The 14,945-nt window shown below is 66.9% G+C and carries 15 protein-coding genes; 14 read left to right on the top strand and 1 reads right to left on the bottom strand.

Going from position 1 to position 14,945, the window contains the following annotated elements; translation table 11 throughout:
* Positions 1-37: 37 nt before the first annotated feature.
* From sufC to DI041_RS07935, 3 genes are read left to right on the top strand one after another with little or no spacing between them, the layout of a single operon-like run.
* Entirely contained in the window at positions 38-802 is a 765-nt protein-coding gene (gene sufC / locus DI041_RS07945; RefSeq protein WP_004147524.1) for a Fe-S cluster assembly ATPase SufC, read from the top strand.
* The gene (sufD, locus tag DI041_RS07940) at positions 802-2,064 is read left to right on the top strand and encodes a Fe-S cluster assembly protein SufD (protein ID WP_136638379.1); all 1,263 of its coding nucleotides are present in this window, start codon (positions 802-804) and stop codon (positions 2,062-2,064) included. The genes sufC and sufD overlap by 1 nt, the downstream gene beginning before the upstream one ends.
* A complete protein-coding gene (locus tag DI041_RS07935) occupies positions 2,061-3,317 on the top strand; it encodes a cysteine desulfurase (protein WP_136638378.1) in 1,257 nt (418 codons plus the stop codon). Before sufD ends, DI041_RS07935 begins: the two co-directional genes overlap by 4 nt.
* Before the next feature lie 15 nt (positions 3,318-3,332).
* Here the strand turns inward: DI041_RS07935 and DI041_RS07930 are convergent, their stop codons facing one another.
* A complete protein-coding gene (locus tag DI041_RS07930; RefSeq protein WP_136638377.1) occupies positions 3,333-3,983 on the bottom strand; it encodes a transposase in 651 nt (216 codons plus the stop codon).
* 102 nt (positions 3,984-4,085) lie between these two features.
* On the opposite strand from DI041_RS07930, the gene DI041_RS07925 reads away from it, so the two are divergent.
* The 11 genes from DI041_RS07925 (at position 4,086) to DI041_RS07875 (ending at position 14,937) form a co-directional block, all read left to right on the top strand.
* On the top strand, positions 4,086-4,625 hold the full coding sequence (locus DI041_RS07925) for a GNAT family N-acetyltransferase (protein ID WP_046987137.1): 540 nt from the start codon (positions 4,086-4,088) through the stop codon (positions 4,623-4,625).
* Positions 4,622-4,954, top strand: a complete 333-nt coding sequence (locus DI041_RS07920; protein WP_010483575.1) for a non-heme iron oxygenase ferredoxin subunit — start codon at positions 4,622-4,624, stop codon at positions 4,952-4,954. Before DI041_RS07925 ends, DI041_RS07920 begins: the two co-directional genes overlap by 4 nt.
* Before the next feature lie 201 nt (positions 4,955-5,155).
* Complete coding sequence (locus DI041_RS07915; protein WP_046987136.1) at positions 5,156-5,560, top strand: hypothetical protein; 405 nt, start codon at positions 5,156-5,158, stop codon at positions 5,558-5,560.
* 149 nt (positions 5,561-5,709) lie between these two features.
* A complete protein-coding gene (locus tag DI041_RS07910; protein ID WP_136638376.1) occupies positions 5,710-8,013 on the top strand; it encodes a TonB-dependent receptor in 2,304 nt (767 codons plus the stop codon).
* Between the two features lie 69 nt (positions 8,014-8,082).
* Entirely contained in the window at positions 8,083-8,802 is a 720-nt protein-coding gene (locus DI041_RS07905; protein ID WP_136638375.1) for a tetratricopeptide repeat protein, read from the top strand.
* 10 nt (positions 8,803-8,812) lie between these two features.
* Entirely contained in the window at positions 8,813-9,490 is a 678-nt protein-coding gene (locus tag DI041_RS07900) for a Fe2+-dependent dioxygenase (RefSeq protein WP_136638374.1), read from the top strand.
* 164 nt (positions 9,491-9,654) lie between these two features.
* Positions 9,655-10,056: a hypothetical protein gene (locus DI041_RS07895; RefSeq protein WP_136638373.1), complete on the top strand. Its 402-nt coding sequence runs from the start codon at positions 9,655-9,657 to the stop codon at positions 10,054-10,056.
* Between the two features lie 145 nt (positions 10,057-10,201).
* Positions 10,202-12,622, top strand: a complete 2,421-nt coding sequence (locus tag DI041_RS07890; RefSeq protein ID WP_136638372.1) for a TonB-dependent receptor domain-containing protein — start codon at positions 10,202-10,204, stop codon at positions 12,620-12,622.
* Between the two features lie 202 nt (positions 12,623-12,824).
* Positions 12,825-13,463, top strand: a complete 639-nt coding sequence (locus DI041_RS07885) for a PepSY-associated TM helix domain-containing protein (RefSeq protein ID WP_046987131.1) — start codon at positions 12,825-12,827, stop codon at positions 13,461-13,463.
* Positions 13,464-13,489: 26 nt separating this feature from the next.
* On the top strand, positions 13,490-14,008 hold the full coding sequence (locus DI041_RS07880) for a DUF2271 domain-containing protein (protein WP_004147429.1): 519 nt from the start codon (positions 13,490-13,492) through the stop codon (positions 14,006-14,008).
* 125 nt (positions 14,009-14,133) lie between these two features.
* On the top strand, positions 14,134-14,937 hold the full coding sequence (locus DI041_RS07875; RefSeq protein WP_046987130.1) for a DUF4198 domain-containing protein: 804 nt from the start codon (positions 14,134-14,136) through the stop codon (positions 14,935-14,937).
* Positions 14,938-14,945: the final 8 nt, after the last annotated feature.

Raw genomic sequence — 14,945 nt, 5'->3', positions numbered from 1 at the left:
CCGGCGGGCCACGGCCCGCACCACGGAAACCCCCACCATGCTGAAGATCGAAAACCTCCACGCCCGCATCGGCGACAAGGAAATCCTCAAGGGCCTGTCGCTGGAAGTGAAGCCCGGCCAGGTGCACGCCATCATGGGCCCCAACGGCGCCGGCAAGTCCACCCTGGGCAATGTCCTGGCAGGCCGCGACGGCTATGACGTGACCGAAGGCAGCGTGCAGTTCGAAGGCACCGACCTGCTCGACCAGGATCCGGAAGCGCGCGCCGCCGCCGGCCTGTTCCTGGCGTTCCAGTACCCGGTGGAAATTCCGGGCGTGAACAACACTTACTTCCTGCGCGCGGCACTGAACGCCCAGCGCAAGGCACGCGGTGAGGAAGAACTCGATTCCATGCAGTTCCTCAAGCTGGTGCGCCAGAAGCTGGCCGTGCTGCACCTGAAGGACGAACTGCTGCACCGTGGCGTCAACGAAGGCTTCTCCGGTGGCGAGAAGAAGCGCAACGAGATCTTCCAGCTGGCCGTGCTGGAGCCGAAGCTGGCGATCCTGGACGAGACCGATTCGGGCCTGGACATCGACGCGCTGAAGAGCGTCGCCGACGGCGTCAACGCACTGCGCAGCGCCGACCGCTCGTTCCTGGTCATCACCCACTACCAGCGCCTGCTGGACTACATCAAGCCGGACGTGGTGCACGTGCTGGCCGACGGCCGCATCGTCAAGAGCGGCGGCCCGGAACTGGCGCTGGAGCTGGAAGCGCACGGCTATGACTTCCTGAAGGATCGCGTGGTGCGCGAGGCGGCGGTCTGATGAGCGCCCTGCTCGACTCGATGGCCCAGGCCTTCTGCGGCAGCGATGCGCGCCGCGAAGTGTTGGATGCGGCCCTGCGCGATGGCCTGCCGGCCGCCCGCAACGAAGCCTGGAAGTACACCTCGCTGCGCCAGCTGGAGCGCCGCGCGTTCGCCGCGGCACCGCTGCAGGGCCCGGCCCTGGACGTCGCGCTGCTGGAAGACATTCCGGCGCCGCGCCTGGTGTTCGTCAACGGTCGCCTGGATGCCACGCTGAGCGACGTGCAGGCGTTGCCGGCCGGCGTGCAGCTGCAGCCGCTGTCGGCCGCGCTGGCGGACGGTGAGGATGCCGTTCGTTTCCTCGGCCGCCGTTACGAGCGCAGCGAAGAAATCTTCGCCCGACTCAACGCCGCCCTGGCCGATGAAGGCGTGGTGCTGCGCGTGGACGAAGGCGTGCAGGTCGAAGCCCCCCTGCAGCTGGTGTTCGCCAGCGTGGCCGGCGACACCGACCTGGCCTGGCATCACCGTCACCTGATCGAACTGCGTGCCGGCGCACAGCTGGGCGTGGTCGAGCACCGCTTCAGCGTCGGCGATGCCGCCCATCTGGACAACACCGTGCTGCATGCCCACGTCGCCCGTGACGCGGTGCTCCAGCATGCCCGCGTACAGGCCGGCAGCGCGCGCCAGACCAGCTTCCTGCGCACCGATGCGGTGCTGGCCCGCGACGCGCAGTACCACCGCGTCGACCTGGAACTGGGTGCCGCGCTCAGCCGCCATGAACTGAACGTGCGCCTGGAAGGCGACAACGCCCACCTGACCGCCAATGGCGTGCTGCTCGGCAACGGCCGCCGCCACGTCGAGACCCGCCTGGGCATCGACCACATCGCGCGCGATACCAACTGCGAGCTGCTGTGGCGCGGTGTTGCGGCCAACCGCAGCCGCGTGGTGTTCCATGGCGGTATCCAGATCCGCGAAGGCGCCGACGGCACCGATGCGAACCTGTCCAACAAGAACCTGCTGCTGTCGCCCGACGCCGAGATCGACACCCAGCCGACGCTGGTGATCGACGCCGACGAAGTGAAGGCCGCACACGGTGCCACCGTCGGCCAGCTCGATGCCAATGCGCTGTTCTACCTGCGCACGCGCGGCCTGCCGCAGGCGCAGGCGCAGGCACTGCTGAGCGCCGCGTTCTGCCACGAGCCGCTGAAGGTGCTGCCCGAAGCGCTGCGCGCGCAGTTGGCACGCCGCCTGGACAAGGCGCTGGCCGAGGCAGGTGTGGCATGAACCTGTCCTCGCCGCGACCGATCGAAGAACGCACCGGCAGCCCCGACTGGGACCGCGTCCGCCTCGACTTCCCGCTGCTGATGCGCGAAGTGCACGGCAAGCCGCTGGTCTATTTCGACAATGCCAACACCGGCCAGAAGCCGGTGCAGGTGATCGGCGCGGTGGACGAGTTCTACCGCCGCTACAACGCCAACGTCAGCCGCGCAGTGCACGCACTGGGCAGCGAAGCCACCGATGCCTATGAAGGCGCACGCAACAAGCTGGCGCGCTTCCTCAACGTGCGCCCCAGCGACCTGGTGCTGTGCAGCGGCACCACCTTCGCCATCAACCTGGTGGCGTACTCGTGGGCACTGCCACGGCTGAAGGCCGGTGACGTGATCCTGATCACACGCATGGAGCATCACGCCAACATCGTGCCGTGGCAGCTGGTTGCGCAGCGCACCGGCGCGACCATCCGCGTGGCCGAGATCACCCCCGATGGTGCGCTGGACCTGGACGCGCTGCGCGTGGCGATGACCCCCGAGGTCAAGCTGCTCGCTGTCACCCACGTGTCCAACGTGCTGGGCACGGTCAATCCGGTGCGCGAGATCTGCCGTGAAGCGCGCAAGCGCGGCATCATCACCGTGGTCGATGGCTCGCAGGCGGTGCCGCACCGCAAGGTCGACGTCGCCGCGATCGGCTGCGACTTCTACGCCATCACCGGCCACAAGATGTGCGGACCGACCGGTACCGGCGCACTGTGGGCCCGTCGCGAGCACCTGGACGCGATGCCGCCGTTCCTCGGCGGCGGTGAGATGATCAAGGAAGTCAGCTTCGACGGCACCGTGTTCAACGATGCCCCGCACAAATTCGAAGCCGGCACCCCCAACATCGCCGGCTTCATCGGCCTGGGCGTGGCCGCCGACTACCTGCAGCAGCTTGGCCAGGAGAACGTGGAATCGCGCGAAGCCGAACTGCTGGCACACTTCACCGAAGAGCTGCGCCGCGTCGACGGCCTGCGCATCATCGGCGAAGCGCCGGAGAAGGCCGCCGTGGTCTCGTTCCTGATCGACGGCGCGCATGCGCATGACCTGGCGACCCTGCTCGACCTGGAAGGCGTGGCCGTGCGCTCGGGCCAGCACTGCGCGCACCCGCTGCTGCAGTACTTCGGCGTCGCCGCCACCTGCCGTGCCTCGCTGGCGTTCTACAACACGCACGCCGAGATCGAGCGCTTCATGACCGCGTTGACCAAGGTGCGCAAGCTGTTGGGCTGAGCCCGCAGACCGGGGTCAGATCCCTTTCGCCTCGCGAAAGGGCTCTGACCCCATCAACGTTGCCGCCATCCGCCGCTGCGATTGCACCGCCTTCCGTATCGAAGAGAGATCCTGCGCAGGGATACCCTGCTCGATGAACTCGGCGTAGCACCTGCACCGCTCATCCGCATCGGTGGCAATCAACTCAAAGGCCGGATGCGGCACGAGCAATGCGTTCACCCTGCCCTGCGCATTCGCGCGATAGCTCGACCAGCGATAGTCACCAGGATGCGCCACCCTCCCCGCCCGAACCGGGTTGAGTTCGATGTAGCGCTGGCAGGCCAGCAGATAGCGATCCGTATCCACCAGCGTGGAGTGGAAGCGCCCTTCCCATAACGTGCCGGTGCGGCCCTGCCGATCATTCACCCGACGTACGTAGGTCCGGCTCACGGCCTGCATCATCCGTGACAGCCCGCCGCAGACATCAGGCGTTGCCAGAAGATGGACGTGATTGTCCATCAGCACATAAGCGTGGACCCGGCAGTGCTGCTGGCCTGCGTGATGACACAGCAGACGCAGGTAGGCCACGCGGTCGTCATCCGTGAAGAACACGGGCTGGCGATTGTTGCCACGTTGAATGGCATGTTGCGGGTATCCGGGCGCATCGATCCTTCGGGGGCGTGGCATGAGCGTTTCCTGGGGCTGAGGGGTCAGAGCCCTTTGCTGCACAAAGGGATCTGACCCCACCTCCCCATTTGCGCCCGCCCACGCCCCACCTAGAATGGGGCAATGAGCACCCTGACCTACCGGGCCGCCACGTCGGCCGACATCCCCGCCCTGATCACCCTGGTCACCTCCGCCTACCGTGGTGACGCCAGCCGTGTCGGCTGGACCACTGAAGCCGACCTGCTGGACGGCGCCCGCATCGACGCCGAAGGCATCCAGGCCGACCTGGACCGCCCGCGCTCCACCATCCTGCTGGCCGAGCGCGGGAACCAGCTGGTGGCCTGCGCCCACGTTGCCGATGTCGATGGCAAGGGCTACTTCGGCATGTTCTCGGTCGACCCGGCCCAACAGGGCGGCGGTGTCGGCAAGCAGATGATGGAGGCTGCCGAAGCGCTTGCCGCGCGCGAATGGAGCGTGCCAGTGATGCAGATGACGGTGATCGACGTGCGCGACGAGCTGATCGCCTTCTATGAACGCCGCGGCTACCAGCGTACCGGCATCAAGAAGCCGTTCCCGTATGGGGACGAACGCTTCGGCATCCCCAAGCGCGACGACCTGCGCTTCGAGATCCTGGAAAAGCCGTTGGCCGGAGCCGCCACGTGAGCGAGGCCTGGACCTTTGTCTGTGCCGGCGCCGAGCTGTTGCCGGGTGAAATGAAGAGTGTGTTCGACGAGGTGACCGGAACGCCGATCGTGGTGTTCAACCTCGACGGCGAGCTGTACGCCCTGGAAGACCAGTGCACGCATGAAGAGTTCGAGCTCTCCTCGGGCGAGTTCAACACCACCGAGGGCAGCGTGGAGTGCGTGCTGCACGGCGCGCGCTTCGACGTGCGCGATGGCCGTGCCCTGTGCGCCCCGGCCTACAGCCCGGTGCCGAAGTTCCCGGTAAAGCGCGAGCACGACGCGATCTGGACCCGCGACGACCGCGATTGAGGCGGTGCCGCCCGGCAGGGACCCGCCCATGCGCGCGCCTGCCGGGGAGCACACCCATGGGGTGGATCTACCGGATCGCCCTGAGCGGCCTTCCAGGGTCTTTCGGGGGCATCGAGATCGCACGCCCGATTGCGCACATGCGAATCATTATCGTTGATGTTATTCTACGTAACATCTTCGTAACGACTCCGCCTCCGCGCCATGGCTTCGCCCGCGCCCACCGCCACGCTGCGCCAGCTCGCCCGTCAAGGGTGGCCGCTGCTCGTGGCCGCGCTGCTGACGCTGTTGCTGGGCTGGTCGGCACTGCACGAAGGACGCGGCAACGGCCCTGCTGCCCACGGCTGGCAGGCACACGCTGACGATCTGCAGCAGGTCATGCCGATGCCGGCCCCGCCGGCGGACGAATGCCCGCACCATGCCGCGCCAGCACCGGAGCCGCCGCTGGATGGCGAGGGCACCACGCCCTGTACCGGACTGGCTCCCCCGCGCGCCGCCCTGGTCGCGCATGTTCCGCTGTGGCGTTCCGACGCCCTGCGCTGGCAGCTGCATGATCCCGCGCTGCGGTTGAACCCCGGCCACGCACCGCCCGCACCGCACGCCAGCTGAGGCGCCCTGCGGCCGTTGGCGTGTGCCTGAGGTCGTTCACCGCGTAGCCGAGCATCGGCTCGGCTCTACAAACCGCTTTCTACGTGCCGTCGCGCTGTCTGCGCTTCGGCCCTCGCCCTTTCCTGATCCAAGCCACCGCCATCCAGACCATGACCCACATCACGTCCCGCAAGCACGGCCCGCGCGTTTCCCTGCTCGCTACCGCCACCCTGGCCGCCGGCTTCGCACCGCTGGTCGCACAGGCCGCCGACAACGCCGATGCCAGCTCCCGCAAGGCCACCGACCTGGACAAGGTGCAGGTGCGCGGCAGCTGGTTCAATCCGTCCTCGCCGAAGTTCACCGCTGAACTGCTGAACACTCCGAAGTCGGTGTCGATCGTGTCGGAGAAGCTGATTGCCGAAACCGGCGCGACCAACCTGCAGGATGCGCTGCGCATGGTCCCAGGCATCACCTTCGGTGCCGGCGAAGGCGGCAACCCGACCGGCGACCGCCCCTTCATCCGTGGCTTCGATTCGCAGAGCAACATGTTTGTCGATGGCTTGCGCGACGTCGGCTCGCAGACCCGCGAAATCTTCGACCTGGAGCAGGTGGAAGTGGTCAAGGGCCCGAGCTCGGCCTACGGCGGCCGTGACTCCGGTGGTGGCAGCCTGAACCTGGTGAGCAAGACGCCGAAGCTGAAGAACGAGACCAGCGCAAGCATGGGCATCGGCACCGACAGCTACGCGCGCGGCACCGTGGACGCCAACTACGTGCTGGGCGATGGCATCGCCGCCCGCCTGAATTTGATGAAGCACGAGTCGGACATCGCCGGCCGTGACGCTGCCAATGTCAGCCGTTGGGGTATCGCACCGTCGATCGCGTTTGGCCTGAACGGTCCGGCGCAGCTGATCGCCAGCCACTACCACATGCAGAGCGATGACCTGCCGGATGCAGGCGGTTTCCCGTACAACAATCCGTTCGCCAGCGGCCCGAACGTGGCCAAGAACGGCGATGGCCGCCCGATGGTGCCGGACCGCAACAACTACTACGGCCTGGTCGACCGCGACTTCCAGCGCACCCGCGCCGACATCAGCACCCTGGACGCCAGCTACGACTTCGGCGGCCACAAGCTGCGCAACATCGCGCGCCTGGGCAACACCAGCAACGACTACCTGTGGACCCAGCCGGACGACAGCAAGGGCAACCCGAACAATTACGGCACCTTGTGGCGCCGCACCAACAGCCGCGCCGTCGACGTCAAGAGCTTCGCCGACCAGCTCGGTCTGACCGGCGCCTTCCAGACCGGCGCGCTCAAGCACAGCTACAGCGCCGGCGTGGAATACAGCGACGAGAAGATGACTCGCGGCAGCTACCTGATGACGCCGGGCACCGCCAACCCGCTGGAAACCGCCGCCAACAGCTCCGTGTGCCGGGTGTCCGGCGCCGCCACCAACTACAACTGCACCGACTTCAACAACCCGAATCCGAACGATCCGTGGGCTGCCGGTCAGATCGTCTATCGCAGCAACAAGGCGCTGGACGTTGAACAGCGCACCAAGACCAAGTCCGCCTATCTGTTCGACACCATCGAGCTCAATGCACAGTGGAGCTTCAACGTCGGCCTGCGCTATGACGATTACAGCACCACGCTGACCACGCCGGTGCTCAACGCAGCGCCGACCCGCCTGCGCAACGACAACGACTTCGTGAACTACCAGGCCGGCGTAGTGTTCAAGCCGGCGGCCAACGGCAGCATTTACCTGTCGTGGGGCACCTCCTCGACCCCGCCGGGCATGGACGGTGGCGATGGCTCCGACGGCCTGACCGGGCTGGTGGCCGACCTCAAGCCGCAGGACACCAAGAACCTCGAATTGGGTACCAAGTGGGACCTGCTGGACAACCGCCTGAACCTGACCGCGGCGATCTTCCACACCGTGATGAACAATGCACGTGTGACCATCGACAACGGCACCAGTCAGAACGCCGGCAAGAAGGAGATCAACGGCTTCGAGCTGGGCTTCAACGGCCAGCTGACCGACGCCTGGAGCCTGTATGGCGGTTACACCTACCTGGACTCGGAACTGAAGGACAACGGCTTCGTCTGTGCCGTGTCCGGCCGCACCTGCCCGTCCAACGTCTACGTGCCGTCGCCGAACAACGGCAACGAGTTCCCGAACACCGCCAAGCACAGCGCCAACCTGTGGACCACCTACCGCTTCCCGATCGGCCTGACCGTCGGTGCCGGTGCGTTCTACTCGGACAAGCAGTACGGTGATGTGGCCAACACCAAGTGGATCGCCAGCTACACCCGCTTCGACGCGATGGCCAGCTACGCGATCCAGGACAACATCAGCCTGCAGCTCAACGTGCAGAACCTGACCGACAAGACCTACTTCACCAAGGCCTATGCCTCGCACTACGCGAGCATCGCCCCGGGTCGCTCGGCCACCCTGGCATTGAACGTGAAGTTCTGATGTAACTTGGCTCCACCACGGCGGCAGGCTCTCCTGCCGCCGTTTTTGTTTCCGGCGATACTCACCCCCATGGCAACCCTTACCCCCATCGACAGCGATGCTCTGGCCGAGCTGCTGCAGCACGACCCGCAGGCTGCCTTCGCGCGCGTGCGCGACGCCGCGCAGGCCGGACAGGTCGAGGCACAACTGCTGCTCGCGCAGATGCACATGGAAGGCAAAGGCACCGCACAGGACGCCCCGGCGGCACTGCTCTGGTACGAAACCGCCGCCAACAACGGCGCGCCGATGGCGATGAACATGCTTGGCCGCTGCCACGAACTGGGCCAGGGCACCGCCCCCGACCCGACACTCGCCGCAGTGTGGTACCGGCGCGCGGCCGACACCGGCCTGGACTGGGGCCTGTACAACCTGGCCAACCTGCTGGCCACCGGCCGCGGCGTGACCCAGGACCGCGCGCAGGCACTGGCCCTGTACACCCGTGCCGCACACCTGGGCCATGCCAAATCGATGAACCTGCTGGCCCGCCACCTCGAAGACGGACTGGATACCGCGCCCGATCCACAGGCAGCGCTGGCCTGGTACCAGCGCGCGGCCGAGGCCGGTGATTTCCGCGGCCAGGCCAACTACGCCTCGATCCTGCTGCAGGCCGGCCAGGTCGAGCAGGCCGTGCACTGGCTGCGACTGGCGCTGACCCACGGCAGCCCGGCGTTCATGGCGCACATCGTGCCGGAACTGGCCGCGTCGCCGCATCCGCAGGTGCGCGCACTGGTCGCACCGCCGTCCCTCTGAGGAGTCCCGCATGCTGCTGCACATCCCCGACATTCTCAGCGCCGACCAGGTCGCCGACTTCCGGCGCCGCCTCGACGCCGCCGACTGGACCGATGGCCGCGAAACCGTGGGGCATCTGGGCGCACAGGCCAAGCACAACCAGCAGCTGCCCGAGGCCTCGCCGCTGCGCCGCGAACTGGGCGAGATCATCCTCGTCGCGTTGGCCCGGCACCCGCTGTTCTTCAGCGCCGCGCTGCCGCTGAAGTACCTGCCGCCGCGCTTCAACCGCTACAGCGGGGGCGGCACCTATGGCTTCCACGTCGATGGTGCGGTGATGAACCTGGCCAACGGTGAGCAACTGCGCTCGGACATCTCCTGCACCCTGTTCCTGTCCGCGCCCGAGGAGTACGAGGGCGGCGAGCTGATCATCAGCGACACCTACGGCGAGCACGAAGTGAAGCTGCCCGCCGGCGACCTGATCGTGTATCCGTCCAGCAGCCTGCACCAGGTGCGGCCGGTCACCGGCGGCGCGCGCGTGGCCTCGTTCTTCTGGGTGCAGAGCATGATCCGCGACGACGTGCAGCGGCGCCTGCTGTGGGAAATGGATGGCTCGATCGAGCGCCTGCGGCAGACCGGCGGCGACGCCGAGGCGGTGCTGCAGCTGACCGGCGTGTACCACAACCTGCTGCGGCGCTGGAGCGAAGTCTGAGCCCCGTCGGGGCGGCCTGCGACATTTTGGCAATCATTCTCATTTGCAACAGCTAACAGCTCTCATTACAATCACGCCCCGTTGATGCCGCCCGCTGCCGGCAGACCCTTGGGGACCCCCGCTTGCTGCGCCCGCTTCGCCCTCGTCCACTCATCCATCGCAAGATGGGCACCGCCATGCGCGGCCAGCGTCCCGCGCTGGCCAGCCTGCTGGCGTGGGTGGCGATGCTGGCCTTGCTGCTGGGCACCCTGCCGCTGCTGCCACACGGCCAGGCCGGAATGGCCGTGCAGATGCCGCTGGAAGAGCGCGGTGGCGAAGCGCCGCTGCAGGAAGAGGCACCGGCCAAGCTGCGCCGTTGTGCTGCCGCTCCGGTGAAATCAGCCGAGAAGGCACGCCCGCCGTTGCTGCTGGCCAGCCACTGGCTGCGCACTGAGCTGGAACTCGTACCCGCCACGCCGGCCATGCCCGGCGTGCGCCTGGACTGGCCACTGGCCGCTCCGGACACGCCCTGGGCCGATGCGCCCGGGCGTCGCCAGCAACGCGGCCAGGCGCCGCCGCTCGCCTGATCCACGGCCCGACGTGACCGCCCGCGCGGTCGCGCCTGCACGCCGCTGCCTGCTTCATCCCTGCCGCCCCTGACCGGGCCTTCCGTGCCTGCCGCGCCCTTCGCGCACGGCGTCGCACCACCCTGCATCCTTCGAGGTTACTGCCATGGCCCAGCGCCATCGTGTCCGTTCGTCCCTGTCCCGTACCCTGCTGACCAGCGCCGTGCTGGCGGCCATGGCCACCCCTGCCCTCGCCCACGGTGACGCTTCCGGCGCGCCACAGACGCTGGACAAGGTGGTGGTCACCGCCTCCGGCTTCGAGCAGAAGGTGGTCGATGCACCGGCCAGCATCAGCGTGGTCAGCCGCGAAGAACTCAGCAAGCGCCCGTACACCAACCTGGTCGACGCGCTGCGCGACGTCGAAGGCATCGACGTCGGCCTGGAAGCCAGCGACAAGAACGGTCGCGCCACCATTTCCATGCGCGGCCTGCCGTCCGAGTACACCCTGGTGCTGATCGACGGCCGTCGCCAGAGCAATGTCGGCCAGCTGTATCCGAACAACTTCGGTGGCGGCCAGTTCGCCTACCTGCCGCCGCTGGACGCGATCGAACGCATCGAAGTCGTGCGCGGCCCGATGTCCACGCTGTACGGCTCGGATGCGATGGGTGGCGTCATCAACATCATCACCCGGCGCAACCAGGACAGCTGGCACGGCGCGGTGACCCAGGGCTTCACCGTGCAACAGGATGACCAGTTCGGTGATGCACGCACCACCGACCTGTACCTTAGTGGCCCGCTGCTGAAGGACCGCCTGAGCCTGGCGGTGCGCGGCAGCTACTACGACGCCAAGGCCTCCAATCCGGAGTGGGATGCACTGACCCTGCCGGACGGCAGCCTCTGGGAGCGCAGCATTGGCTTCGGCGGCGGTGGCAAGTCGGTGGCCAACACCAACTGGAACACCGGCGTACGCCTGGACTTCCGCGTCAACGACGATCACGAACTGTGGCTGGACTACGACGTGTCGCGGCAGAAGTACGACAACAGCGAGGGCCAGACCGGCACGCTGGACAGCCTGGCCAGCCTGTGGCGCGTCGGCAACGCAGTCATCCCCAACCCGAACGGCAGCGGCACCGTCACCCGCCGCGTGGTGCAGCCGCGCGTGGGCTACACCGCCTACCAGCGCTACGAGCGCGACCAGTTGTCGCTGACCCACCAGGGCCGCTACAGCTTCGGTACCTGGCAGACCTCGCTGACCCACAGCAAGAGCAGCAACCTGGGCCGTTCGCTGCCGCTGACCCTGGACGAACGCGCCAACCTGCAGACCCTGTGGAACGACGTCTGCCGCCGCACCGGTGCCGCCAACAACTGTGCGGCTGGCCGCGGCAATGCGCTGACTGCCCTCAATCCAAGTGAAATGGCACGGCTGCAGGCGTTCCTGCCGCGTCCGCTGCGCACCATGGAACTGGAAGGCTACGTGCTCGACACCATGCTCGACCTCGACTTCGGCGCGCACAAGCTGACCGTTGGCGGCCAGTACAACGACACCGACATGATCGACGGCGTGTTCGGCATGGATGGCGCCGGTTACCGCAGCAACACCAAGCAGAAGCACCGCATGTGGGCCCTGTTCGCCGAGGACAACTGGTCGCTGACCGATACCCTCACCGCTACCTTCGGCCTGCGCTATGACGACCACAACGTGTTCGGCAGCCACGTCAGTCCGCGCGGCTACCTGGTATGGAACGCCAGCGACGCGTGGACCTTCAAGGGTGGCGTCAGCACCGGCTACAAGACCCCGCGTCCGGACCAGCTGTTCCCGGGCATCACCGGCTTCGGTGGCCAGGGCGTGCTGCCGCTGGTGGGCTCGCCTAACCTGAAGCCTGAAACCAGCACCAACTATGAGCTGGCCGCCTACTACGAAGGCCAGCGCTGGGGCTTCAACGTGACCGGCTTCTTCAACAAGTTCGAGGACAAAATCGCCAGCGGCGGCACCTTCCCGAACTGCGAAGTGGCCCGCGCCGGCAGTGGCTACTGCGTAGACATCGGCCCGGGCTGGGCGGCGCTGGGCTACAGCACCTTCACCCAGAGCGTGAACATCGACAAGGCCGAGACCCGCGGTACCGAACTGGCCGCGCATGTCGACCTGCTCGACACCCTGCAGCTGCGCGGCAACTACACCTGGACCAAGAGCGAGCAGACCAGCGGCCCCGACAAGGGACGCCCGATCTCGGGCACCACGCCGGCAAAGCACATGGCCAACGCCAGCCTCAACTGGCAGATCAACGAAGCGGTCAGCCTGTCGCTGATCGGCGAGGGCCGCTACGACCGCTATCGCGACACCCTCATCGACAGTGCCGGCACCCGCCACGTGCGCTATTACGAGGACTACACGATCTTCCACCTGGGCGGCAGCTGGAAGGCCACGCCGTGGCTGACGGTCAACGCACGTGTCAACAATTTGTTCGACAAGGACTTCGTTTCACAGTCGTGCCTGCTGCTCAATCCCAGCGAGTTCAGCTGCGTGGACGACTACGCGACCAAGGACCAGCGCCGCAGCTACTGGATTTCGTTGAACGCGAAGTTCTGATCGCCGCGCACCGGTAGTGCCGGTCGCTGGCCGGCATTGCCCCGGTGGGTGCCGATCTTGGTCGGCACCACTTCATCCACGCATGGTGTGGATCTGCCGTATCCCGCCGTCGATCCGGCGGTGGGATACAGAACGACACGCAATTGCGAGCTATTCTCATCAATGATGTAATGGGCAGTCCCCGTCCGCCTCGAACCGTGCCGTGAGCCGTCCTGCCTCCTCCACCGTGCAGCAGCAACAGAACCGTGGCTTCTGGCTGCGGACGCTGCACCAGTGGCACTGGATCAGCTCGGCGGTGTGCCTGATCGGCATGCTGCTGTTCGCGGTGACCGGCCTCACCCTCAACCACGCAGCGAAGATCGAGGCCAAACCCGAGGTGCAGAACCAGCAGCTGGAACTGCCGGCTGATCTGCTGGGCCAGCTGGGCACGCGCGAGGAGGGCAACGCACCGATTCCGCGCCCGGCCAGGCAATGGCTGGACACGCAGCTGGGCATCGCCATCGGTGGGCGTCCGGCCGAGTGGTCGGCCGAAGAAATCTACCTGTCATTGCCGCGCCCCGGTGGTGACGCCTGGCTGAGCATCGATCGCGAGACCGGCGCGGTGGAGTACGAATCGACGTCGCGCGGCGTGGTGTCCTACCTCAACGACCTGCACAAGGGCCGCAATGCCGGCCCGGCGTGGGGTTGGTTCCTGGACCTGTTTGCCGTGGCCTGCCTGGTGTTCTGCATCACCGGCCTGTTCCTGCTGCACCTGCATGCGCGGCAGCGGCGCATGACCTGGCCGCTGGTCGGCCTCGGCCTGATGATCCCGCTGCTGATCGCCCTGCTGCTGATCCACTGACTTTCCTTCGTTTCCGGAGCCGCCCCATGCGCGTCACCCTGACCATCGCCCTCAGCGGCCTGCTGGCCACCTCGCCGGCTTACGCCACCACCCTCGACATCAACGTCGAAGTTCCCAAGCTCAACGTGGCCGAGTACCACCGCCCGTATGTGGCGGTGTGGCTGGAAGGCGCCGACCAGAAGGTCGCGGCCAACCTGTCGGTCTGGTATCAGCAGACCAGCAACAGCGAAGGCCATGGCACCAAGTGGCTGCCCGACCTGCGCCAGTGGTGGCGCAAGAGCGGCCGCACCCTGCAGGTGCCGGTGGACGGCGTGACCGGCCCGACCCGCCCGGCCGGCAAGCACGCGCTGTCGTTCAACGACAAGCAGCCGGCACTGAAGCAACTGGCCCCGGGCAACTACACCCTGGTGGTGGAAGCGGTGCGCGAAGTCGGCGGCCGTGAACTGCTGAAGATCCCCTTCACCTGGCCGGCCACCGCCGCACAGAACGGCAAGGCGCAGGGCGCCACCGAACTGGGCCAGGTCACCCTCGCCGTCAAACCGTAATTGCCTGAGCCGGGGTCAGAGCCCTTTCCGCTGGAAAGGGATCCGACCCCATCGCAGCACCCTTGGGGTCGGATCCCTTCCGCAGGAAGGGCTCTGACCCCACCACCACCCCTGGAGTCTTCCGCATGAAGCGCACGCTCGTCCTCGCCGCCGCTCTGGCCGCTGCCCTTCCGTTCTCGGCCCTGGCCCACAAGGCATGGCTGCTGCCCTCGCAGACCGTGATCGCCGGCAACGCGCCGTGGATCACCGTCGACGGTGCGGTCTCCAATGACCTGTTCTATTTCAATCACGTGCCGCTGCGCCTGGAGTCGGTGGTGATCACCGCGCCGGATGGCAGCACCGTGCAGGCGCAGAACGCCGCCACCGGCAAGTACCGCAGCGTGTTCGATGTCGAGCTGAAGCAGCAGGGCACTTACCGCATCGCGTCGGTCAATGACGGCCTGTTTGCCACCTACGAGCAGAACGGCGAGCGCAAGCGCTGGCGTGGTACCGCCGCCACCTTCGGCGAACTTCCCAAGGATGCGAAGAAGCTGGAAGTGAGCCAGTCGGTGGGCCGCGTGGAAACCTTCGTCACCAACGGCGCGCCGAACGACACCGCGCTGAAGCCGACCAATCGTGGCATCGAGCTGGTCGCCGTCGGCCACCCGAATGATCTGTTCGCCGGCGAGGAAGCCACCTTCCGGGTACTGGTCGACGGCAAGCCGGCCGCCGGCCTGGAGTTCGAGATCGTGCGTGGTGCCACCCGCTACCGCAACGCGCAGGACGAGCTGAAGGTCACCAGCGATGCCAAGGGCGAGATCAAGGTGACCTGGCCGGAAGCCGGCATGTACTGGCTGGAAACCGGCACCGAGGACAACAAGACGTCGGTGAAGCAGGCCGCCAAGCGCCGCCTCAGCTACGTCGCCACGCTGGAAGTGCTGCCGCAGTAATGACGTGG

This window comes from Stenotrophomonas maltophilia, assembly GCF_004920835.1.
Taxonomy (GTDB): domain Bacteria; phylum Pseudomonadota; class Gammaproteobacteria; order Xanthomonadales; family Xanthomonadaceae; genus Stenotrophomonas; species Stenotrophomonas maltophilia_AQ.
This window is presented reverse-complemented; position numbering and strand designations above follow the sequence as displayed.